14 protein-coding genes are annotated in these 22,219 nt (G+C 73.2%); 1 reads left to right on the top strand and 13 read right to left on the bottom strand.

Annotated elements, in window-relative coordinates:
• Window positions 1-81 precede the first annotated feature (81 nt).
• A complete protein-coding gene (msrB, locus tag E0493_RS18725) occupies window positions 82-531 on the bottom strand; it encodes a peptide-methionine (R)-S-oxide reductase MsrB (protein WP_160938782.1) in 450 nt (149 codons plus the stop codon).
• Between the two features lie 71 nt (window positions 532-602).
• On the bottom strand, window positions 603-2,783 hold the full coding sequence (locus tag E0493_RS18720; RefSeq protein WP_160938781.1) for an alpha-amylase family glycosyl hydrolase: 2,181 nt from the start codon (window positions 2,781-2,783) through the stop codon (window positions 603-605).
• 136 nt (window positions 2,784-2,919) lie between these two features.
• Here E0493_RS18720 and E0493_RS18715 point away from each other — a divergent pair, with 136 nt between their 5' ends.
• Window positions 2,920-4,881: an alpha amylase C-terminal domain-containing protein gene (locus E0493_RS18715; protein ID WP_160938780.1), complete on the top strand. Its 1,962-nt coding sequence runs from the start codon at window positions 2,920-2,922 to the stop codon at window positions 4,879-4,881.
• Between the two features lie 5 nt (window positions 4,882-4,886).
• Here E0493_RS18715 and E0493_RS18710 read toward each other — a convergent pair whose 3' ends face one another.
• The 11 genes from E0493_RS18710 to E0493_RS18660 are packed head-to-tail and all read right to left on the bottom strand — an operon-like array spanning window position 4,887 to window position 22,217.
• Window positions 4,887-8,816: an eCIS core domain-containing protein gene (locus E0493_RS18710; RefSeq protein WP_160938779.1), complete on the bottom strand. Its 3,930-nt coding sequence runs from the start codon at window positions 8,814-8,816 to the stop codon at window positions 4,887-4,889.
• A gap of 19 nt (window positions 8,817-8,835) precedes the next feature.
• Window positions 8,836-9,624, bottom strand: a complete 789-nt coding sequence (locus tag E0493_RS18705; protein ID WP_160938778.1) for an eCIS core domain-containing protein — start codon at window positions 9,622-9,624, stop codon at window positions 8,836-8,838.
• 31 nt (window positions 9,625-9,655) lie between these two features.
• Window positions 9,656-12,958, bottom strand: coding sequence for a hypothetical protein (locus E0493_RS18700; protein ID WP_160938777.1), 3,303 nt, complete (start codon window positions 12,956-12,958; stop codon window positions 9,656-9,658).
• Between the two features lie 43 nt (window positions 12,959-13,001).
• Window positions 13,002-14,642 carry a hypothetical protein gene (locus E0493_RS18695; protein WP_160938776.1) on the bottom strand — a complete coding sequence of 547 codons (1,641 nt, stop codon included), beginning with the start codon at window positions 14,640-14,642 and terminating at the stop codon, window positions 13,002-13,004.
• Entirely contained in the window at window positions 14,642-17,596 is a 2,955-nt protein-coding gene (locus tag E0493_RS18690) for a baseplate J/gp47 family protein (RefSeq protein WP_160938775.1), read from the bottom strand. The genes E0493_RS18695 and E0493_RS18690 overlap by 1 nt, the downstream gene beginning before the upstream one ends.
• Entirely contained in the window at window positions 17,593-18,810 is a 1,218-nt protein-coding gene (locus E0493_RS18685) for a baseplate J/gp47 family protein (protein ID WP_160938774.1), read from the bottom strand. The genes E0493_RS18690 and E0493_RS18685 overlap by 4 nt, the downstream gene beginning before the upstream one ends.
• Before the next feature lie 33 nt (window positions 18,811-18,843).
• Window positions 18,844-19,242, bottom strand: a complete 399-nt coding sequence (locus E0493_RS18680; protein WP_160938773.1) for a GPW/gp25 family protein — start codon at window positions 19,240-19,242, stop codon at window positions 18,844-18,846.
• The gene (locus E0493_RS18675) at window positions 19,239-20,069 is read right to left on the bottom strand and encodes a phage baseplate assembly protein V (RefSeq protein WP_160938772.1); all 831 of its coding nucleotides are present in this window, start codon (window positions 20,067-20,069) and stop codon (window positions 19,239-19,241) included. The genes E0493_RS18680 and E0493_RS18675 overlap by 4 nt, the downstream gene beginning before the upstream one ends.
• Window positions 20,070-20,081: 12 nt before the next feature.
• On the bottom strand, window positions 20,082-21,248 hold the full coding sequence (locus E0493_RS18670; protein WP_160938771.1) for a phage late control D family protein: 1,167 nt from the start codon (window positions 21,246-21,248) through the stop codon (window positions 20,082-20,084).
• Window positions 21,248-21,586, bottom strand: a complete 339-nt coding sequence (locus E0493_RS18665) for a hypothetical protein (RefSeq protein WP_160938770.1) — start codon at window positions 21,584-21,586, stop codon at window positions 21,248-21,250. Before E0493_RS18665 ends, E0493_RS18670 begins: the two co-directional genes overlap by 1 nt.
• Before the next feature lie 10 nt (window positions 21,587-21,596).
• Window positions 21,597-22,217, bottom strand: coding sequence for a hypothetical protein (locus tag E0493_RS18660; protein ID WP_160938769.1), 621 nt, complete (start codon window positions 22,215-22,217; stop codon window positions 21,597-21,599).
• Window positions 22,218-22,219 lie beyond the last annotated feature (2 nt).

The following is a 22,219-nucleotide window of genomic DNA, read 5'->3' as shown; positions in this document are numbered from 1 at the left end:
GATGACCCATGGGGCGCGGGGCTGCCGCCACACGCGCGCGCCAGGAGCGCGCGTCGGGGCCGTCCGGGCGAGGGCCGCCCTTCAAGGCGCCTCCTTCACCTGGTCGAGATAGGCGCCGTAGCCCTCGGCGTCCATGTCGTCGCGGTGCACGAAGCGTAGCGAGGCGGAGTTGATGCAGTAGCGCAGGCCGCCGCGGTCGCGCGGGCCGTCGGGGAAGACATGGCCCAGGTGGCTGTCGCCATGCGCCGAGCGGACTTCCATGCGCACCATGCCGTGGCTGGTGTCGCGCAACGCGCTCACATTCGCCGGCTCGATGGGCTTGGTGAAGCTTGGCCACCCGCAGCCCGATTCGAACTTGTCCGAGGAGGCGAAGAGCGGCTCGCCGGAGACGATGTCGACATAGATGCCTGGCGCCTTGTTGTTCAGCAGCGCGCCGGTGCCGGGCCGCTCGGTGCCGTTCTGCTGCGTCACGCGGTACTGCTCGGGGTTGAGCGCGGCGACGGCTTCGGGGGTCTTGCGATAGGTGTTCATGATGCTCCTCCGGTCGCCGCAGAGGTGGGGAGGGGTTCCGCCTTTGTCGAGGATTCCGCCCGGCGCCCCTGCTATCCGGCACGCCGCAACTGGAGGTACTGCGCCTCGTTCGGCAGGCTGAAGCGGACGAAGACGCCGTCGCGCCGGATGTCGGCGCCGCTGCGCGCCTGCGGCCAGAGCGGCGTGTCGGGGTCATTGGCCAGCAGGTTGAAGGCCTGGTAGCGGCCGGCGGGGTCGAGCGGCACGGCGTCGGGAATGGCGAAGGTCTCGGGTGCCACGACCTGGTTGCGCAGGTTGACGAAGGCCAGCACCACCTCTGGCTCCTCCGTCCAGCGGGCGGCCGAGAAGATGTCCTCCCGGAAGCCGCCGGCCGATTGCCGCGTGAGGAAGTGGCGCGCGCGGCCGCGCAGCGCCGGGCTGCGCGCGCGGGCGGCGTTGATCCGGCGGTACATGGCCAGGACGTCCGGATCGGCGTGGTTCCAGGCCGCCTCCAGGTTGGCCCAGGAGTTCTGGAAGTCCACCTTGCCCGCCACCCCGAGCGGCTGCCCCATATAGACCATGGGCACGCCGTAGAGCGCGGCGGCGACGGCGTGGCGCGCCGTCATCAGCCAGGCGTCCCCGTTGCCTTCCTCGTCATGGCTGGTGCCGTTGTGCATCACCGCCGCGGCGGCGCCGTAGAGCCGCGCCTCGCCCTCCAGGCTGGCCACGAGCTGGCCCATGGTGAGGTCGGACCGCCGGTAGAGCCAGTGGTCCACGGTGGTGATGAGGTCGAACTGCCGGTTGACGCGGTAGCGCACCGGATCCGGGTCCAGCGCCTCGGCGAGGAAGACGAAGTCCCAGCGCCGCTGGCGCGTGGTGTTGATGATGTATTCCCAGGCCTGCGGCGGCAGTCCCTGCGCGAAATCGGCGCGGATCCCGTCCAGCCCGCCATTGGTGCGGTCGAGCCAATAGGGCAGGATATGCGCGAAGTAGTGCCAGAGATCCTCCACGCTGCTGTCATGGCCGCCGGCGGGGTCGAGGTCGGTGTAGAGCAGGTCGCGCTCGTCGAGCGCGCCGCCGCGCGTGGTGTCGGCGCCCGGCTTCGGCCCGAGCGCGGCATAGTCGCCGAAGTACCAGTCCATGCCGGCATCCAGCCAGCGGTGCTCGCCGAGCCGGTCGGCCGGCGCGAAGGGCGCGAGATCCTCAGGCCCGCTGGCATGCGCGCGGTAGTCGCGCCCGCTGGTCGCCCAGGCCGGACGCAGCTCGCGCACCGGCCGCTCCGCCTCGGAGGGCGCCGCCAGCCCGAGTTCCACGCCGCCCTGGCCCATCACCACGTCGTGCCCGGCATGGTTGAAGGCGACGTCGATGAAGACGTCGAGCCCCTTCTCGTCCGCCGCCTGCACGAGCCTGCGGAACTGGTCCATGGCGGCGGCGGCGGTGCCCGCCTCCGAGAGGCGCGGGTCCACCGACCAGTAGTCGCGCGCCGCGTAGGGGCTGCCCGGCGAGGCGTTCGGCAGCCAGCGCCGCTGGTCCGGGTCCCAGCGCTCGCGGGTGTTCGGGAAGACCGGCATCAGCCACAGGGCGTTGAAGCCGAGCCCGCCGCGGACGAGGTCGAGGCTGAAGGGGTCGAAGCCGTCGGCGTCCGGCTCCAGGAAGTCCTCCAGCGTGCTGCGCCGGTCCTCGCCGCCGCCGGACTGCGCCTCCACCACGAAGGGCGCCGCCTCGTAGAGGGCGAGATCGAGCACCTTGCGCGGCGAGACCACGATGGCGGCGTCGCGCTGCCGCATGGCGCCGGCCTCGAAGTCGTTGTGCCAGCGCCAGGGGCCGCCATCGGCGCGGAAGCGCGCGGTCAGGCGGTAGGCGCCGGTCCGCTCCACGGGCAGCTCGGCCCGGTAGACGAGATTGCCGCCATGCGTGCCGGCCGGCGCCATCGGGTAGGTCATGTAGTAGCTGCCCGGTCCGCCGGCGGCCTCGGGGCTTTCCCAGACCTTCGCGTGATCGCGCCGGTTCAGGTTGCTGAAGGCCTGCACCTCCAGGGCCTCGGGCGGCCTGCCATCGGCCTGGACCTCGATCTCGACGGCCAGCGCGGCGTGCTCGCCCCGCGCCTCGTCGATGAAGTATTTGACGGTGCCGTAGTTGCCGGGCCGCGCCTCCGCCGGGGCAGCGGGGTCACGCAGCAGCAGGTTGCCCATCCAGGGCTCCGCGCGGGCCACCCGCCAGCCGGGCATCGCCAGAACAAGCAGCAACCCCGACATCAGGCGCATCACTCGCATGGCGGTGCCTCCCCGCTCCGTCCCGGCCGCGCGCCGATCCTGCGCGCATGCCGCCGCCCTGCAATATTTGATTTCTTGATCGGAACGGAATCCCGTTGAAGTGAGGCCGTGGCGGCCACGCGGGAAGCAGACACGAATGCCGGCATCGCAGGTCCATCTGTCGCCTGACACGCCGCTCGGCGCCAACCTGGTGGCGGATGGCGCGAGCTTCCGCGCCTGGGCGCCGCGCGCGCTGGCGGTGCATGTGATCGGGCGATTCGGCGGGAGCGACGGCTGGCAGCCGCATGAGGGCAACCGGCTCGTGCGGGACGGCGCCGGCTACTGGGCGGGCTTCGTGCCGGGCGCCAGGGACGGCGACCCGTACATGTTCCACGTGGTCGGCCAGGGCAGCGCGGGCCGCAAGCGCGACCCCTATGCGCGGGAACTGACCCGGCAGCCCGCCTATCCCGACTGCGACTGCATCCTCCGCGACGCCGGGAGCTATCCTTGGCACGACGGCGGCTACCGGCCACCCGCCTTCAACGACCTCGTCATCTACCAGCTGCACGTCGGCACCTTCGCCGGACCTGACCGGCGCCGGCGCGTCGGCACCTTCCTGGACGTGCTGGACCGCCTGGACCATCTCCTGGCGCTCGGCGTCAACGCGGTGCAGCTGCTGCCGATCGGCGAGTTCGCCTCGATCCGCAGCCGCGGCTATGACGGTTCCGACCTGTTCTCCCCCGAGATGGACTACGGCCTCGACGCGGCGGCGCTCGGCCCGCATCTCGGGCGGGTGAACGCGCTGCTGGCGCGCTGCGGCCAGGCGCCGCTCGGCCCCGGCGCGCTGGCACCGCCGGTCAACCAGCTGAAGGCGCTGGTGGACATCCTGCACCTGCACGGCGTCGCCCTGCTGCTGGACGTCGTGCACAACCACGCCGGCTTCCAGATCGACGGCCAGCCGGAGAGCATCTACTTCTTCGACCGCGCCGCGGGAACCAACCCCAACGACAGCCTCTACTTCACCGAGCAGGAGCATATCGGCGGGCCGGTCTTCGCGTTCTGGAAGCCGGAGGTGCGGCAGTTCCTGATCAACAATGCCGCCTTCTTCCTGAAGGAATACCACGTGGACGGCATGCGCTACGACCGCGTGGACGTCATCCTTCAGGATGGCGGGCAGGACGGGGTGCGCTACTGCCGGGATCTCGCCCTCACCACCGGCTTCGCCGCACCGGGCGCCCTCCAGGTCGCCGAGCACTGGCCGCCCGACCCCTGGCTGGTGCGCCCCGTGGCGGAGGGTGGCGCCGGCTTCGATGCGCTCTGGCACGACGGCCTGCGCTACGCCCTGCGCGGGGCGGTCGCGGCCGCGAGCCTGGGCCGCGGGGCGGCGGTCGGGCTGGGCAGCATCGCCTGGAACCTCGACCCCGCCCGCCATCACGGTCTGCGGGCGGCCTGGCGCGCGGTGCAGTTCGTCGAAAGCCATGACGAGGCCTACAAGGACAAGGGACCCCTGGCACGCATCGCGGCGCTGGCCGATCCCGGCGACCCGCGCTCCTGGTACGCCGCCAGCCGCGCCCGCGTCGCCTCGGGGATCCTGCTGACCGCGCCGGGAATTCCCATGATCTTCATGGGCCAGGAGTTCCTGGAGGACAAGCCATGGGGCGACAACCCCGACCAGGACCCGCTGATCTGGTGGGAGGGCCTCGACGGCGGCGACAAGACGATGAGCGACTTCCTCCGCTTCTTCCAGGAGCTGGTCCGCCTGCGCCGCCGGCACCCCGCGCTGCGCGGCGAGGCGGTGAACGCCTTCCACGTGAACGAGGCGGAGCGCGTGCTGGCCTACCACCGCTGGCTGGAAGGCAGCGGCCGCGACGTCGTGGTGGTCGCCAGCTTCCGCGAGGAGACGCTGTTCGGCTACCGCCTCGGCATGCCGCGGGCGGGGCGCTGGCTGGAAGCCTTCAACGCGGATGTCTACCAGAACTGGGTCAACCCGGCCCTGGCGGGCAATGGCGGGCAGGTCTGGGCCGATGGCGGCCCGCTGCACGGCCTGCCGCATTCGGCCTCCCTCGTGGTCCCCGCCAACGGCCTCATCGTGCTGAGCGTTGACGGCGGCGACTTCTGAGCGCCTCAGAACAGTCCGCCGGACCTGCGCTCCGCGTCGCGCAGACTGCGCTCGACGGTTTGCAGGATCAGCCGCATCTGCTCCCTGGCCTGCGCCTCGCGCCCGGGGTTCAGCAGGGCCACCTTGGGCAGCTCCTTGCGGTATTCCTCCGCCACCTCGTCGGCGTGCTGGCGCGTGCGGCGGAGGAAGACGCCCTTCATGTGCCGGCCAAAGGCGGCCTGCGCGCTGCCGATCTGCTCCTCGTCGCCCTCCTCGATGTAGCGGGCGACGGCGCCGATGCCTTCGTCCGGCAACTTGCCGGCCCAGCCCTCCGGCAGCGGCGCCTCCGTGCTCAGGGCCTGGGTGATCGCGCGGTGGATCGGCCGGTACAGCACGACGGAGAAGCCGGCTTCCAGCGTGTAGCCGGCCAGGCCCTGTCCGGAGATGAAGGGCTTTCCGCCGAGCCCGGCCTCGCGCTGCGCGGCGGCACGGGCTGCCGCCTTGGATTTCGGCGGCTTCGCCTTCTCCTGCGCCCGCTTCAGCACGCGCGGATCGCCCAGCGTGAGGCCCTTCACCGTCAGGGGCACGCTTTTGTCGATGATGTGGTCGGTTTCGAAGTAGTCGCCATAGCCGCGCGCCAGCGCGCTCTTCTCGGAATAAGGTCCGCCCGCCCCCTCGATGCTGAGGAAGTCCGGCTTTCCGGCATCCTTCGGCCCTGGCGTGAAGGTGAAGTCGGACTTCGCCTCCGCGGCCGCCGGCGCGCCGCCAGGCGGCGGAGCGGCGGCGCCCGCGCCGCCCGCCCCGCCGCCGCCCAGCCCGTAGAGCGCGACGTTTCGCTCGCGCAGGATGTCGAGCCCCGCGCGAACCTTCTGCCTGACGGCTTCCGGCGCGGCGGTGTCGCTGTCATAGGCCTGGGCGATCGCCGCGAGCTCCTGGTCGAGCTGCTTCCGCAAGGCGCCGCGCAGGGCGAGGTGCGGGTCCTGCGCCTTGGCGGCGGCGGCCACCATCTCCTCATGGCCGCCCCGGCCGGCACCCTTCTCGCCGCCCTTCAGATGCGCGCGGTGGTAGACGAGGATGGCGGGGAAATCCGACGCGTCGTCGTCGATGCGCGCGATGGCGGCGCCCTCGCCGAGCTGCCCGAAGGGCTTTCCGGCCTTGTACTGCGCCGCCGTCGCCGCGCCGACGCTGGCGCCGGAGGCGCTGCGGGTATTGGCCTCGCGCGCGCTGGCCCGGATCAGCGTCGGCTCGCCGCCGGCCGGGCGCTGGCGCGGGTCGAGCAGGTGCAGATTCTCGATGACCGCCTTTGGAAAGCGCTTCTCGATCACGTGGTCCGCCTCGTAATAGGTGGACTCGCGCCGGTTGGCGCCGCCGGGCACCGCCTTCGCCGAAAGCTTCTTCACCTCCCGGTAGCTGCCGGCGCTGCCTTCCAGCTCGCTGCGCGGCTCGCGGGCGCGGAACAGCGGGCCGTCCTCGCTCGCCTCCGCGGCACCGCTCTCGACCAGCGGCCTGGCGGCGGCCTCGATGCCGCGCGCCATCTCCTTGAGCTCGTCGCGCAGCTTGTTGAGGGCGCGCCGGTTGTTGGTCTTCCTGCTGTCCAGGTCGGTCTTCCTCGCCTCGGCCGAAACCTCCTTGTCGCCCTTGGCGACCTCCTTGTTGAAGCTGTCGGCCGCCGTTCTGGCCTTGGCATCCTCGATCTTCTTCGCCTCGATGATGTCGAGCGCCTCCACATCGTTCAGCGGCCGCTCGGTGGAGGCCACCATGATCTCCGCCTTGCGCCCCTTCTTCTTGGCATAGAGCCGGTGCTCCTTGTCGCCGATCCGGAAGGTCTCGCCGGGCAGGCTGCGCTTGCGGTTCAGCCGTCCGATCACTCCCGCCAGCAGCTTCTGCGACTTCTTCACGAGAAAGACGACCATCTTCTCCTTCGCCCGGTCCGCCGGCGCGCGGATCTTGGCGAAGGTATTGCGGATGGAGGCCGAGATCCCGCCGAGGCGGAGGAAGCCGGCGATGAAGGCGATCACCACCGGCACCGTCCGGCCCATCGTCGCCTCCACATGGTCGGCGGCGCTTTGCAGCTGGCCCCTGGCGATCGCCCCCATGGAGGAGAACAGCGCGGTCGCGACCTCGATGATCTGGTCGAGCCGCTCCAGGAAGACCACGATCATGTCGTAGATGGCGACGGCGATGCGGATGATCGCGCCAAAGGGATTGGTGAGGCTTGCCAGCCAGGCCAGCCCGGCCTTCACCACCGAGGTGGTCACGTAGTCCTTGATGCCGTCGACCACCGTTTCCTTGAAGCTGCCGATCATCTCCAGGAGCTTCTGCCAGAGTCCGACGAAGCCTTCCTTGACCAGGATCGTGGCGACCTCGACCGACTTCTCGATGAAGCGCACCTTGCGCTCGCCGTCCTCGCCGAGGGCCTTCACCAGCATCTCGCGGAAGCTGGCATAGGTCAGTCCGAGGATCTGCAGCGCGATCGAGAGCAGGCCCCTGAAGTCCAGCTTGTCCGGCAGGGTCAGGCCGGCATCGCCAAGCGCGCCGAAGAGCCAGCCGAGCAGCCCCTTCTTCAGGTGCTCCAGGGCGTGGTCGGCGAACTGGCCGACGCCCTTCACCACCGCGAAGATCAGGTTCTTGGCGAAGCCCAGCGGGTCATCGAGGATCAGGTGGATCGTCTCGCGCGCCTGCTGGACGATGCCCCAGACCCGCTCGCCATAGGACCCCGCCAGCTTCAGCGCGCCCTCCACGATCAGCTCCAGGATCTTGTCCTTGACCTCCGAAAGGAAGGTCAGGATGTCCGAGACCAGCGGACCGAAGATGCGCTCGATCTCGCGGATCGGGTGCCAGGTCGGGAAGACGTCGATCACCTCGTCGATCAGGCGCATCACGCGCGACCAGGTGATATCCAGGCTGCTCAGCCGCTCGGATACCCAGGCGAAGGCGCGCTCCAGCACGCGCGCCTCCTTCAGCCGGTCGAACAGCAGCGTGCCGCCGGGCACCAGCCCCATGAAGCCGCCGATCAGGTTCTCCGCCGTGCGCGGCACCGGGTCGCCGGTGATCGGGCTCTTGCCGAGAATGACGCAGACCAGCGTGTAGCCCGGCACCTGGCGCGCGTATTTCTCGGCCTTGTTGGCCAGCCAGCCGCGGCGGAGCGGCATGGCGGCATCCGCGCTCAGGGCCGGCGCCGCGCCCGCCGCCGGCGCCTGCGCGCCGCGGCCGGTCTGCTGCACCACATGGGTCAGCTCATGCGCCATCAGGCGGCGGTCCTGCACGCTCTCGCCCGGGCCGATCCACACATCCGCCCCGTGGGTGAAGGCGCGGGCGCCGATGCGCCGCGCCGCCCGGCGGTCACCGGCGGCGTCATGGACGCGCACGCGGCCGAATTCGGCGCCGAAGCGTGGCTCCATGAAGCTGCGCACCTCCGCCGGCAGGGGCCGCCCCGGCCCCGGCGCCGCCACCCGCGCCGCCACGTCCGCCGGTGCCGCTCCCCCCTCCGGCCCCACCGCCGCCGCCCCGCCCGTGTCGCGCGCGGGCTGCGCCGGCGCGGCTTCCGCCTCCGGCTCGTCCGGCTTGCCGCTCTCGAACTCGGCGACGTCGCCCTGGTCGAGCTTGGTGGTGTCAACATCCTCGGCCGGCGGGATCTCGGGCGTTTCCTGCTCGGCCGGCAGCGGCGGCGCGTTGTCCAGCGCGTCCAGCGACGGCTGGTCGTTGATGCCGGCGCGACGCAGCGGACCGCCATCCGCCGCCGCCGGAAGCGCCGGGGCGGACATGGTGGCGACGCGCTCGGCATTGGCCTCCGCCTCTCGTTCAAAGGGATCGTTGGCGGCGCCGACTTCCAGCTTCGCACGGAGGGCCGGCGCCTCCGGCGCGGCCACGCGGGCCGCCGGCAGGCGCGCCGGCGCGGCGCGGCGGCGCAACGGCGGGGCCTTCTTGGCGGGCAGCGGGGCCGCCGTGGTCTTCATGGCGCGGCGCTCCGCCCCTTCAGCCTTTCCGGCCGCCGGGGCGGTCCGGCTTGCGGCGGCGCCGCGCCTCGCCGGTCTCGCTCACCACATGGGCAAGCTCATGTGCCAGCAGGTCCCGGCCCGCCGGTGTTGAAAGGTTTTGCGCTTCGCCCGGCGCGAAGGCGAGGTGGTCGCCCAGCGCGAAGGCCCGCGCCTCCATCCGGTTCGCCGCCTCCGCGCCCTCGGCGCCGGCATGCAGGCGCACGGCCGAAAGGTCGGCGCCAAGGCGCGGCTCGAAGAAGCGCCGCTCACGGGCAGGCAGCGGCTGGCCCGCGCCGAGGGCCGCCTCCGCCACGCGGTTCGCCCGCGCCGGCGCGCCCCCCGCACCGGAGGGAGCCGCGCCGCCGCTGCCGCACGCGGCCGGCGCCGCCGGCATCCGGCGTGCCACCGGCCTCGTCAAGGCGGCCTGGTCCTCCGCCTGCCGCGGCGCATCGGCCCGCGCCGCCGCCCTCGCGGCGGCGGCGTGCTCGCCGGCCCGGGCCGGGGGACTATCCGGCTTCGCCGGCCGCGGCTTCACCGCCGGGTGCGGCACCTCCGCCGCTCCCGCCTTGCCCGGCTCCGGCCGCGCCCGCACGGCCGCCTTCGCCACTTGCTCCGCCGCCTTCTCGGCCGGGTCCTTCGCGGCGCCGACCGTCACCGCCTCGCCGGCCGGCAGGCGCTTCTTCACCTCGGCCTGCGCGCCGGCCGCCGCCCGGCTCGGGGCGCGCCGCAGAACCGGAACGCCCTTGCGCGCCCTCGCCCGGCGCCGGACCCGCTTGTGCTGTGCCATCGCCGCCCTCCTGCCGCGCCTCCGGCGCGGCTCAGCCGTTCTGCCCGCGGATGAACTGGGTCGCCCGCAGCCTGTTCTGGTCCAGCTCTGTCGTGTTCATGATCTGGCTGCTGGTCAGCGCGGCGATCCGCTCCGGCGAAAGGTCCGCGAACTCGCCCACCGAGCTTACGCCGGCGCCGCGCAGCCTCTCCGCCAGCTCCGGCCGGTCGGCGAAGAGCGCGCCGATCGGCTGGGCGCGCCGCGTGTCCTCGACGAGCTTGATGCGCTGGTTGTCCAGCGCCGCCAGTTCCTGCCGCACCCCGGCGATCTTCTCCACCGCCGCGGCCTGCTGGGCGTTCACCTGCGCGATGTCGGCCCTGGTCTGCTCCACCGCGGCGACCGCCTCCGCGCGCGCCGTGGTGAGCGCGGTGATCTCCTGGCGCAGCCGATCCACATCGGCGGTGAGGCCGTCGCGCATGCGCCCGACCTCCGCCACCTCGCCGCCCAGCGCCTCCTTGATCGCGTTCGCGGCCTCGATGCGGGTGTTCAGCTCGGCAAGGTCCGGCGCGGCGGCCGGGCCGGTCGGAAAGAGATACTTTCCCGCCCCCCTCTCCAGGATGACGTAGTCCCGCGCCACGCCGTCCTGCACCAGCAGCGCCACCTTGTCGCCGGGCTTCGCGACGGCGCCGCCGGAGAGCCGCGCCGCCGGATCGATGCCGCTGGTGGCGGTGCGCAGCTTGTCGAAGGCGGCGGGGTCGCCGAGGTCGATCTCGGCGGTGATGTCCAGCCCGTTTCCGGCCAGCACGCCGCGCGCGACGTTCGGCGCCAGGTCCGCGACGTTCGGGCGCACGCCGCCGAAAGGTGCGAGCGGCCCCGGATCGAGCGGGCCGATGGGGGGGCGGGGGAGCGGGAAGGGCCGCACGGGGTCCCAGATGACGGGCGGCCGGTCGGGCCTGGCGGGCGGAGGGCAGCAGGCATTCTCGCCAACGTCATGCTTCCACAGCGTTTCGCCGGCATGGTAACGCAGCGCGCGCGGGGTCAGCGCCTGCTTGCGGCCGCAATGACCGCAGACCTCCTCCAGAAGGATGCGCCCGTCCCAGCCGCCGCGCAGGCAGGCGAGCGGCACGTAGTGCGGCGGCTCGCCCAGCTCCGGCGGGCAGGGGGTGAACCAGGACTGGCAGGCGCAGCGGATGCGCCGCTGCTGATCGGTTTCCAGCAGCGCGCCGAGCTTCAGGGCCTCGCGCTGCATGTTGCGCACCTCGCGCGCGGTGCCGATGGCCTCGTCCGCCGTCTCCCCCTCGATCGTCGCCCAGCGCGCCTCGACCTGCGCCACCTCCTGCGCGTTGCCCAGGCCGCGGAACTGCTCCAGCAGGTTCTTGTTGGCGGTGGCCACCTCCTGCGCCTCCGCCTGCGTCAGGGTCGCGGCGCCGCCGAGGGCCTTGCCGTTGGCGGCCGCCAGCACCACGCGGTCGGCGAGTTCCGGGCGGATCGTCCCGAGCACGCCGCCGAGGTCCAGATGGCCGGTGCGCCTGACGCAGCTCTCCACCGCCTGTTCGTAGCCCGGATCGGCGGGACCGAAGGCGCTGTTCCTCTCGACGAGGTGGAAGCCCACCGCCCCGCCCTCCCCGAGCGCCAGCGCCAGGCACACGCGCTTCTCCCGCAGCGCCGCCGCGAGCTGGTCGTCATTCTCGAAGTGGACGTTCTCGCGCGGCAGCCCGGACAGTTGCAGCGCGGTGTCCTCGATACGGCCGACCCGCCCGGCGCGGTCGAGAAAGGAGCCGGCGGAAAGCCGCACGGCCGCCGGGTCGCGCGCCGCGAGGCCGGGCACGATGCCGCAGAGCACGCCCCAGTCCATCGTCGCCCGCAGGATCGGCTCGACGGAGAAGTTCACCTTGCAGAGGTTGGCCAGCGCCTTCTGCACGGTGTCGGCGCCGTCGAACAGCACGGGGCAGGTCGCCGGGTCGAAGCCGATATCCTCGGCCGCGATGCCGCACAGCGCGTCGAGCGCCTGCTGCACGCTGGCCGCGCCGCCATAGAGCTTCTCGCAGGTGTTGTCGTAGCGGACATGGCTGGCCGGCAGGTCGCTCAGCGCGGGAAAGCTGAGCTTGCGCCGCTCGGCCTCGTTCAGCGGCTGCCGCGTGCCGTCGGCGCCGATGCGGAACAGCGTGCAGTAGTGGTGCTGCACCCCGAGCGGGTGTGGCGAGACGAGGCGGACGCGCTCTGCCTCCGCCGCGAAGCGCCGCAGCTCCACCAGCCAGTAATCGCCGGCCAGCAGCGCGGCCCCCGCCGTCTCCACCGTGATGGAGAAGGCCGGCAGCGTCACGGTAAGCTTGCTTCCGGCCACCGCCGCGGCGCCGGGCGCGCCGCCGCCCAGCGCATCCGTCACCGCGCCGCCGGCCAGGTCGATCCGCGCCGTGCCGTCCCAGCGGCGCAGGAAGCGCCAGGGCGTGCCGTCATGGTCCTGCGGCGGGTCGGGGGCGGCCTGCAGGTCGTCCACAAAGGCGGAGCGCCGTCCCGCGCCGCCGGCCGGGAGCAGGCCGAGCGCGCTTTCGGTGATCGGCGAAAAGAATTCATAGACGGCGCCGGCCCGCTCGAAATCCTCCGGATCCACCGTGGCGGGGGCGATGGCGGCGGCGTTCTCCATGGACCAGGCGATGCGCAGCGCGGTTGGCGCATTGGGGGCGCCCTCGACGTCCAGCACCTCCAGGCGGAACAGGGCGTTCGCCACCTCCTGCCGCAGCGTCACCACCTCGGCGCAGGGATCGCACTCATCCACCACCACGTCCGGCGCCACGGGCGTCACGCTGGCCTCGGCCGTGCCGATGCGGGGCCAGGCGCCGGTTCCCGCCTCGATATCGCCTGCCGCGGCGAGCGGCGCGGCCTTGATCTGCACCATGGTGCGGGTGCGGAAGGAGGTTTCGGCGCCGTGCAGGCCGGGATCGGCGAGATAGCCGTCCTCCAGGAAGAAGACCGGCCGCTCCCAGAGATCGGCGAAGAGCACCAGGTCCTGCCCGGCCGGCGGTGCCGGGGCGAGGGGAAGGTCGGCCTGCATGGTCAGCAGGTCGAGCGGCCCGGCGGGCGCCGTGCCCGGCGCCGCCGCCAGCCAGCCGGCCACCCCGCCCGCATGGATGCGCCCTTCCCGCAGCACCGGCAGCCCGCCCTCGATGGCCACCGCGCCGCCTTCGGCGGGGACGCCCTGGCGCACCGTGTCGCCATCCAGCGCCTCCACCCTTGCCCGCACCAGGTCGACGCCCTCGCCCAGGTCCGCGTCAGTGACCATGCCGCCCTGGATCGCGTAGGCGCCGGAATAGCGCATCTCCGGACGATGGCTTCGTCGCGAGACCTGGGCCTTCATGGCAGCCTCCTTTCCTTTTCCGCGCGCCGTCTCGCGAGCGACGCTATTCCAGCCGGCTCGGCGGCTGCATCAGGTGGCGGTCGTAGCGCAGCGCGAGATCCTGGCCGACCGGCAGGAAGTCCCGCAGCTTCAGCCGCAGGGCGCGCACCTGCGCCGCCAGGTACAGGTGATGGAATGCGCCCATCTCGGCGCCATCCTCCGCGCCCTGCGTGATGGCGGCCGAGCTGGTGAGGTCCAGCACCCCGGCCCCCGGCTCGCCGTAGCCGGGCGTGCGGAGCCGGCATGTCTCGCCCTCCCGGAAGAACAGGCGGAGGAAGTTCGGATCATCCGTGGTGTTGCTCGGGTTCCACCCGCCCGAGGCCCCGGCCAGCACGGCCAGGTCCGGCAGGCGGGAGAAGCGGACGCAGCTCGTGCCGGCTTCCGCATCGAGCCCGGTCAGCATCCCCGCGAACAGGCAGTCCGAGGCCCAGAGGCGGCGGAGCCTGGCCTCGCCGAGCAGGGTGACGTGGACAAGCTCGGCAAAGGACTCCGGCCCCTGCACGGTGCGGAGCAGGCAGTCAGCCGCGCGCAGCATCGGCTCGCCTTCCGCCGCTTCCAGCGCGATCTCGTCGGCCGCGCAGCGCCGCAGGATCAGCCGCCCGCCCTGCTCCACCAGGATGCGGCCGGTGAACAGCACATCCTCGAAGGCGATGGCGAGGCCGGCGGGAACGCGCAGCGTGCCGGCGATCTCGGCGACGACGCGCCCGGGGGCCGGCTGCAGCGGCACTCCCCGCGCCGCCAGGATGTCGGCCGGGCGGAAAAGCTGGGTGGCGGTCTCGCCGGCCCGGAAGGCCAGCGGGTTCGCCTCGTCGGGCAGCGGCACGCGCTTCTGGCCCGGCTCGAAGAAGCCTTGCGGCGGCCGGATATGGACGATGGCGCGGCGCGGATGCGGCCCGACATCCGGGCGCGAGCCGTCGCGCAGGTCGGGCGTGCGCAGGGCGGTGTCGTCATAGGCGCCGGGGAAGCAGGGCGCGCCGCGCGGCGCGCGCGGCCGCCAGTAGGCCTCGGCGGGCGCCATGCGCCGCCCTTCCGCGTCCAGGCGCGGTGCCGCCAGCCGGAACAGCGGGCTGGCGCCGGCCGGGTCGGCCACGGCGCGGTTCATGAAGCGCAGGTCGGGCGTGCCGAGCGGCAGGCCTGGAGGCGCCAGGGGATCGTCCCCGTCCCGCGTTCCGCGCGGCAGGCTGAAGGGCGGCAGGGCGATGCGCGGCGTGGCGAGCACGCGGCGCCACCCCTCGACCACCACCGTTTCGGCACCGCTCACCACGTCGGCGATGGCATCGAGGTTGACCAGGGTGCCCTTGGTCTTGAACCAGAGGATGGCGTTGTCGAGCTCGGCTCGGCGGCGCCCGGGGTCGGGGGCGAGCAGCTCGGCACCGACCAGTTCCGCGATATAGGGCAGCAGCCAGCCCTGGATCTCCCGCCCGTTGTCGGCCGGCTCGGCGAAGGCATCGGCGTAGGACTGCTCGATGGTGCCGCGCAGGAGGTCGAGGAACTGGCCGAAGCCGTGCAGGTAGGCGGCGAGGTCGCCGGGCTCGCCGGGCGGGGCGGCGATGCGGTCGCGGTAGCGGTGCTCCTCCGGCAGCTCGCGCAGTAGCAGCCGTCCGGCGCGGCTCTCCAGGTCGCGCGGGGTGAGCGGGCCGGCCATCACGCCGCCTCCACCGCGATGCCGAGGGCGGCGGCGCCCGGCAGGAAGGCGACCTGATCCGCCCGCGGCTGGATCACCGCCAGCGCCCCGCCGATCGCCCCTTCCCGCTGCACCGCGGGCGCGCCGGGGGCCCGCCCGAAGGCGGTGACCACCGTGGTCCGCACGCCCTCCACATTCTCCGCGGCGGCCAGCAGCTCCGCGAGGTAGAAGGGCTGGCCAAGGGTTCTGCGGCGCAGGCTGAAGGCGTTCAGGATGGCCTCGCGCGCGGCTTCGGCGACCTTCGCCTGGTCGAAGCGCGCGGTGTCGATGCGCAGGGTGACCGAGGCCAGGACCGGCACCGGGACATGGTCCGCGATGGCGACCCGCGTGCCCGGCAGGGCGCGGGCCGAGACAAAGGCGGCGATCTCCTGCCGCAGGGCCGGATTGGAGGCGCCGCCGCCGGCCGGCACGATGGTGACCGCGACGCGCGCCGCCGGCCCGGGGCCCGGCTCCAGCCGCGCCCGCGCCTGCCAGACGCTGCTGTGGCGGCGCGCCAGCCGCTCGAAATCGGCCAGCGAGACGGCGCGGTCGTTGGCGCCGAGCCGGCTGGAGGCGCTTTCGCGGATGGCCGCGACCGGCTCGCGGTCGGCGCCGCCGGCCGTGGCGAAGGGCTGCACCACGGCGGTGACGAAGCGGTGCCGCTGCATCGGCCGGGCGAAGGAGAGCGCCGGCACGCCGTTTCCCGCCGCGCCGGTGCCGAGGCGGTGCCGCAGCAGGACGACGTTGTCCGTGCCGGTCGGCAGGCGGCGGCGGAAATGGACGCGCAGCCGCCCGTCCTCCTCCAGGGTGGTGGAATAGGCGGCGCGCCCCTCGGCATCCGGGTCGGTGTGGTCGGCATAGGCCCACCGCTCGTCGTTCACCGCGACGTCGATGTCCGGCACCACGCCGGAGCCGGCTGCGGTGGAGGGGATGAAGCTCACCTCGGAAACCGGCAGGAGGAAGCTCTGCCGCGCCTGCTCGCCATTGCCGGAGCCCAGTGTCCGGACGCCCTGGGTTTCGCCATGCGAAGCCTCGGCCGTGTTGAGCCGGAAGATCGTGTGGCCCGCCTGCCAGCCGGCGAGGTCGCCGGCGACGGTGACGGCGAGGCGCAGCGCCCGCCGCTCCGGCACGGGCTGCGCGTCGCGCACGGTGAGCAGGGCGAAGCGCCGCTCGGCCCCGGCCTCATGCTCGGCGACGATCCGGTGGCCCGGGCGCACCAGCGCCGCCGCCTCGGGGGGCAGGTCCGCGAGCTCCAGGCTGCCGCCATCGAGCGGCAACGCCTCGCTGCGGTCGTAACCGGCGGGGCGCAGGCTGCGTGTCATCGGCCCGGCGAATTCGATCTGCGCAGGGTCCGCCTTCACCGGCCGGTCGAATGCGACGAAATAGGCGCCCGCGCGCAGAAGGACGCCGCGCGCCTGCAGGGCGAAGGGTGCGCCGCCATCCAGCGGGCGGGCGACGAACCAGTCGCCCTGGGCGAGCCCGGCGGGCGGGCTGCCGGCAAAGCGCACCGTCTCCTCGCCGCCGCCGCCCGAACGCGGCACCACCTCCGGCGCCGCGGCCACCACCTGCCCGGCATGGCGCGGCCCATGCTCGGCGGCGACGAAGCCGGCGCCCACGGCCTCCGCCGTGCCCATGAAGCGGCGGGCGACGAACTTGTCCCCGGCCTTCTCGTCCTCGAAGCGGGAGACGGCCACCGGCGGCCTGCCCGCCACGCCGTTGCGGAAGAAGACCTGGGAGACATTCGCCATGGTCGAGACCACCCCCGCCGGGGCGGCGATGGCGGAAAGCGGCTCCACCGAGACAGGCCCGGCAGGCAGGCTTTCGGACGTCGCGAGGCGCAGGATGCGGCTCTCCCCCGAAAGCACCACGGCCTGGAAGAGCCTGCCGGCGGCATGCACCTGCACGACGGCGTCACGGGCGAAGACGCCGGCCTGATCCACCTCCACGACCAGCGTGCCGCCGCCCGAGCGCGGCATGCCGGGGCGGCGGGCGCGGGGCTCGACGAGGAGCCGCGCATCGGCCAGCGCGAGCGCCGGCTTCTCGACGGGGTCCAGGCCGAGCAGCGCGGTTTCCGGCGCCGGGCCTGCCACCAGCGACGCGATGCGCAGGGCGGCGCTCGCCTTGGCGTCCGGTCCGGCGGAAACAAGGACGGCGGCGTCGCCTACGGCGAGCCTCGCCTTGGCCGGCAGCTCCCACAAGGCGGGGGCGTCGAACCTCAGCGGCTTGGCGTTGCGGTTCCAGCCGCTGGCCCGCGCCGCGTTGAGGGCGGGATGGGCCTGCACCGGCCGCAGCGTCTCGAAAACCAGCGGCGCCCCGCCGCCGGGCGGCGTGTGGCGCAGGGCGAGGCCGCGCGCGACCTCCACCGGCCCCGGCACGCCCTCCACGAGCAGCGCCACGAGCGTGACCGCCGAGGCGGGCGGGGTGGGCTGGTAGTTCACCATCGCCGCCAGCTTGCGGATGTTGTCCCACTGCGTGGCGGTGCGCAGGTAGCCCTCGTTGGCGAAGGCGTCGGCATGGCCGAGCAGGACGTGCGCGGCGCGGGCGAAGGCCCGCATGATCTCCCAGGCGTAGTCGTCCGAGCGCCGGGCGTACTGGTCGAGCAGCCGGGCATTGCGGCGGCCGGCGCTTTCCGGCGCGGGCGGATAGGCCGGCAGGAAGGCCGCGGTGTCCGACCAGGCCTCGACCAGCCGCCGCTCGGCCTCGTCGGGCCATTCGGAGACCGGCTTCATGAAGAGGTCCCGCCAGTGTTCCGGCAGGCGCAGCGGCATCAGCTCCGCCGGGCCGCCGCGCAGGAACAGGCCGAGCATGGCGATGCGCAGCTCCTCCAGCCAAACGGCGGCGTCGCCATCGACGTAGCGGAAGCGCCGCAGCCCGGCGCGGTTCCAGCGGGTGAGGTCGGCGGCCTGGCCGGGCCGGAGGGTCGGGGGCGCCGTCATGCCGCCTCCCCGCCGCTGAGGCCGAGGCGCCAGTGGCCCTTCTCCGGCGCGCCGCGCCGGTTCTCGCAGAGCACGTATTCCCCGGCGCCGATGTCGATGAAGCCCGCCGCCACGCGGTCCGGGAAGCCGCCGCCGAGGCGCTTCAGCCGGTTCAGGCAGGCGACCGAGACGCCCTCCACCCGCATGGCGGCCTCGATGATGTCGGAGGCGTAGAGGTCGTCGCCGAAGCCGAAGCGGCCGGGCTCGAAGAAGCCGCCCTGGTCGGCGGAGAAGACCTGTTCCAGCGCCTGCCGCACCTCGGAGCGGAAGAAGCCCGGCGCCACCCGCACGGAAAGCGCGAAGCTCACCGGCGCGGCGACGGCGCTCTCCAGGAACACCTCCGAGCCGACCATGCGGTAGCGCTCCACCAGCACCCGCAGCAGGCGGCGCGCCGTCAGCCCCGCATCCACCGGCGGGAGCGCCAGGCGGTGGTCGGCATGGAAGGCCTGGACCTCCCGCCACAGCGCGGGGGTGAGGCCGCTCGGCCGCCCGTCGGCCGGCGGCGGGCCGGCATGCAGCGGCGTGTCGATCTCCGCATCGACGGCGAGCCGCACGGCCAGCAGCAGCGTGTTCCAGCCGCCCGCCCAGACCAGCCGCGCCAGCGCATGGGCGACCAGCGGATGCCGCTCCAGCATCCGCGCGTGATCCGCCAGGGTGACCATGCGGCGCTGCTCGCCGATCAGCCGCGGCCCGAGGGCGCGCGCCTCCTCCATGGCGGCGGGGTTCAGCGCCCAGTGGCGCTCCAGCCTTTCCGCGCGGCTCTCCGGCGCGCCGCCGGGCCGGGGCGGCAGCGCGTCGAGCGCGGCGGGATCGCCGCGCTCCGGCGCGTCGTAGCCGATGAGCTTCAGCAGCCGCCGGACCGATTGCGGCCGCCGCGCCGTCTCCAGGTAGCGCTCGGCCTGCACGGCATCCAGCGCATGCGAGGCGCGGTCGAGCGCCGCCGCCAGCAGCTCGACGATGACCACCTCCATGTCGGCCGGCGTCCAGCGCCGCCGCTCGGGGAAGCGGTGCGCGAGTTCCTGCATGAGGAAGAGGCGGAAGCCGTCATAGTCGCGCGTGCGCCAGTCGAAGTCGTCGGCCACGCCCGGCAGCGGGACCGGCAGCACGGCGCGCCGCTCGCCGCAATCGGGGCAGCCCTCGTCGAAGACGATGTTCGGTTGCGCGAGTTCGGCCATGCTGGCGGGCTCCGGGCTGAAGGGAATGGCGGCTCAGATTTCGAAGCTGTGGCTTTCCTCCTTCTGCAGCGCGGCGATGACGTAGGAGATCTGCAGCAGCAGGCGTTCCGGCGCGCCGGGCGCGGCGCCCGCCTCGATGCGGATGCTGCGGGGATCGACCTCCCCGGCCAGCGCCTCGGCCAGCGACGCGTAGAGCTGGTTCTGCGCCGCGGCCCAGAGCGGCGCCGCATTGGGCTCGAAGACATGGCGCTGCGCGCCGAAGCCGAATTCCGGCCGGAACACCCGCTCGCCGGGGCTGGTGAAGAGCACCTGCTCGACCTGCTCGCGGATATGGTCGAGGCGGTTCGAGACGGCGGCGCCATCCGGCGTCATGCGGAAGGGGAAGCTCATGTAGCGCGCGCGCGGCAGCCGCGCCCCGCTGGTGCCGCTCATGTCGCGTTCGCCTTTGCCGTCAGGATGGCGGCCGTCAGCGGAATGGCCGGCGGGCCGGAGGGGGTGCCGGGCGCGGTACAGTTGTGCACATGCGCGTTGAACAGCGCCATGAAGGATTGCCCGCGCAGCAGGGGCTCGCCGCCCGCGCCGCCCACCGAGACGGACGAGCCCTCGATGGTGACCGTCGCGCCCTTGATGGTGACGCCGCCCGCCGATGTGGAGATCTCGTTGCCGGCGGCATCCTTCGCGACGATGCCGCTGCTCGACAGCACCAGCGCGTTGCCGTTGGCGTCCTCCACATGGATCTCGCCGGCGCGCGCGTCGAGCAGCACCTTGGCGCCGGCGCTGTCCGTGAGCAGCAGGGAGCCTTCGGCGTCCAGCTCGACCTTCGCCTCCGCCTTGCTTTGCAGGGACAGCGCCTCGGCGCCCTCCTTGTCCTCCAGGACGAGCTGGTGGCCACTGTCGCTGCGCAGCACCTTCGCGCTCGGCGCCTCGCCCGCGGTGAAGGCCTCCGGCGCCGCCTGCCCCTCGCGCCAGAAGGTGCCGGTCCACATCGGCGCCGAGGCATCCCCCTCCAGGAACTCGGCCACCACCTGGGCATCCTTCGGCGGCACGGCGACGAAGCCGAGCCCCGCCGCCCCGCCGAAGGGCAGGCAGGGCAAGGCCCAGTCGGAGATCGCCTCGCCGAGCACGCCGGGAATGGTCAGCCGGCAGCGGCCGCGCTTCTGCGGATCGCGGTTGTCGGCGACGAAGGCGCGGTACTTGCCCCAGTACTTCGTCTGCTGCTGCCGGACCGTGCGCTCGAAGAGGTCCATGTCCTTGTCCATCGCGGCTCTCCCTCAGAACAGGCCGGACAGGGCGGACGCCGCGGCGGAAAGCGCCCCGCCGGGGGCGGCGGATTCCCCGGTCGCGTTGCGCAGCACCTCGAAGGTCTGCCGGTAGCCCTCCGGGCTGAAGGCATGGGAAACCTTGTCCACGTACCAGAGGCCGCCATAGCGCGGCCCGACGCCGTCGATGCCGACAAGCCGCCCGACGCCGAGCACGTGGCCGTAGATCGCGCCGTCCAGCTCGCCCGTGCCCTGCAGCTTCAGGCTGTTGTCGTTGGCCAGGGCCTGCGCCCGCGCGCGCATCTCCTCCTCGGTCTCGTCGCCCTCCTTCGACATCCGCCAGACCGAGGGAATGCCGGTGCCGCCGCCCTCCCGGGCCACCGGCGTCGTGCCGAGCAGCGGCAGGTTGGGCGTGAGGGTGACGGAGCGGGCCTCGGCGCCCTCCTCGCGCGGGGCGGCGTCGAAGCGCACGGCGTCCGGCCTCTGCCCGTCATCGGCCACCGAGAAGCTCAGGCAGTTGGTCGCCTTGCCGGCATAGACGAGGATCGGCGGCTGCGGCTGCCCCTCGAAGCGGAGCGGCCCGAAATAAACCTCCCCCCCGGCGAAGATCAGCTCGTAGCCGCTGGCGCGCGCGCGCTCGCGGATGAACTGGATCGCCGTGGCGTCCTGCGCGAGGGAGCGGCTCGCCTTGCCCTCGCCCGAGCCGCGCGCGAGGCGGAGGCCCGCCGGCTTCAGCAGCTCCGCCAGGATTGCCCTGTCGCTGATCGGGCCGTCATCGCCCCAGACGCGCCGGATGTGCTCGCGGTCCAGCGCCGCGCTCTCGTCCTGCAGGGCGATCTCGATGCGCGCCTCGCCGCCGTTCGGCGGGTAGTTCGGCTTGAGCTGCACCATGTAGCCGCGGAAGATCTCCTCCGCCCGCGTGCGGAAGTCGGCGGAAACGCGCACCGGCTGCCAGCGGGCGAACAGGCCGCTGTCAGCCACCGTCCAGCGCCCGTCCGTGCCGCGCCGGTCCTCGATGACCAGCGTGCCGGTGGCCGCCTCGGCCCGGCTGACAGAAAGCTCCAGCGACAGCACGAGGTCGGCGATGGCGCCGATGCTTTCCCGCCCGGACCCCACCTCGATCACGCAGGAGGCGGGATGGCGGAAGCCGGCATCGAGCAGGCCGGAAAGAAGCCCCATCACGAGACCTCCCGGCGGCGCGGGATGAGGATGATCTCGCCGAGCCGCTCGCGCCCGTTCGCGTCGGGGGCGCCCGGCGGCGGCTCGGGGTCGAAGAGCAGGTCCTCGGCGAAGAGGGCCTCGGGGTTGGTGTCGGCGATGCGGCGCCAGGCGCGGCTGTCGGCGTAGTAGTGGTGCGCCAGGGCGTCGAGGCGCTGCCGCAGCGCGACGCTGTGCTCCAGCACCGGCTCCGGCCGCTCCGGCGGGCGGGCGCGCAGGCCGCGGAAGGCGCGCGGCTCGGCCGCCTCCGCCTCGAAGACCGGCACCGCCTCGTAGAAGGAGCCCTTGAGGATGGCCATGGCGCGCCTCCTATGCCCCCGCCGCGTTCAGCGCGCTCATCGCCGTCTGGCGCAGCTTGTCGGCGGTGAAGAAGGGGTTCTGCGATTCGATCACCTGCATGGTGAGGTTCATCTCCGCGCGGAAGGGCAGCAGGTTCGGCAGGTGCATCACCTCCTTCTGCGCCACGCCTGTCAGGAAGACCGGAAGCACCTGCTGGCCCCAGCCGAAGACCAGCACGGAGGCGGTCTCCTGCCGCTGGAAGGCCCGCGCCCCGCCGACATCGAGGCTGGCGAGGATCTGCAGCCCCGCCGGCCCCTGCGCCTTCGGCTCCACCATCGAGCGCAGCGTGTCGATCTGCGGCTGCACGCCGAAGCGGCCGGCGACCGGGTCGCCCGCGTTCATCTTGTCCGTGGCATCGAGCAGGATGTCGATGGAGAAGCTCTCGGCCTGCAGCTCGACGCCCTGCGCCACGCGCGGCGTGTCGAGCGGCGTCATGAAGTCGTAGCCGCCGCGCGAGCCGGGCGCGTTGCCCGTCTTGATGGTGACGGTGCGGCTGCGCGAGATCTGCTGCGGGTTGAACTGGAAGACCAGCGCCAGCGGCGGCACCGAGAAGCCGTATTCGAAGAGCAGGCCCTTGGTCGGTCCGGACACGG

Origin of the sequence: Teichococcus coralli, from assembly GCF_009829925.1 — a bacterium.
Lineage (GTDB): Bacteria > Pseudomonadota > Alphaproteobacteria > Acetobacterales > Acetobacteraceae > Pseudoroseomonas > Pseudoroseomonas coralli.
This window is presented reverse-complemented; position numbering and strand designations above follow the sequence as displayed.

What these genes read in the sequence shown, in the direction of transcription:
- msrB (WP_160938782.1), bottom strand. Translation starts at nt 531, where the DNA reads ATGAACACCTATCGCAAGACCCCCGAAGCCGTCGCCGCGCTCAACCCC.
- E0493_RS18720 (WP_160938781.1), bottom strand. Translation starts at nt 2,783, where the DNA reads ATGCGAGTGATGCGCCTGATGTCGGGGTTGCTGCTTGTTCTGGCGATG.
- E0493_RS18715 (WP_160938780.1), top strand. Translation starts at nt 2,920, where the DNA reads ATGCCGGCATCGCAGGTCCATCTGTCGCCTGACACGCCGCTCGGCGCC.
- E0493_RS18710 (WP_160938779.1), bottom strand. Translation starts at nt 8,816, where the DNA reads ATGAAGACCACGGCGGCCCCGCTGCCCGCCAAGAAGGCCCCGCCGTTG.
- E0493_RS18705 (WP_160938778.1), bottom strand. Translation starts at nt 9,624, where the DNA reads ATGGCACAGCACAAGCGGGTCCGGCGCCGGGCGAGGGCGCGCAAGGGC.
- E0493_RS18700 (WP_160938777.1), bottom strand. Translation starts at nt 12,958, where the DNA reads ATGAAGGCCCAGGTCTCGCGACGAAGCCATCGTCCGGAGATGCGCTAT.
- E0493_RS18695 (WP_160938776.1), bottom strand. Translation starts at nt 14,642, where the DNA reads ATGGCCGGCCCGCTCACCCCGCGCGACCTGGAGAGCCGCGCCGGACGG.
- E0493_RS18690 (WP_160938775.1), bottom strand. Translation starts at nt 17,596, where the DNA reads ATGACGGCGCCCCCGACCCTCCGGCCCGGCCAGGCCGCCGACCTCACC.
- E0493_RS18685 (WP_160938774.1), bottom strand. Translation starts at nt 18,810, where the DNA reads ATGGCCGAACTCGCGCAACCGAACATCGTCTTCGACGAGGGCTGCCCC.
- E0493_RS18680 (WP_160938773.1), bottom strand. Translation starts at nt 19,242, where the DNA reads ATGAGCGGCACCAGCGGGGCGCGGCTGCCGCGCGCGCGCTACATGAGC.
- E0493_RS18675 (WP_160938772.1), bottom strand. Translation starts at nt 20,069, where the DNA reads ATGGACAAGGACATGGACCTCTTCGAGCGCACGGTCCGGCAGCAGCAG.
- E0493_RS18670 (WP_160938771.1), bottom strand. Translation starts at nt 21,248, where the DNA reads ATGGGGCTTCTTTCCGGCCTGCTCGATGCCGGCTTCCGCCATCCCGCC.
- E0493_RS18665 (WP_160938770.1), bottom strand. Translation starts at nt 21,586, where the DNA reads ATGGCCATCCTCAAGGGCTCCTTCTACGAGGCGGTGCCGGTCTTCGAG.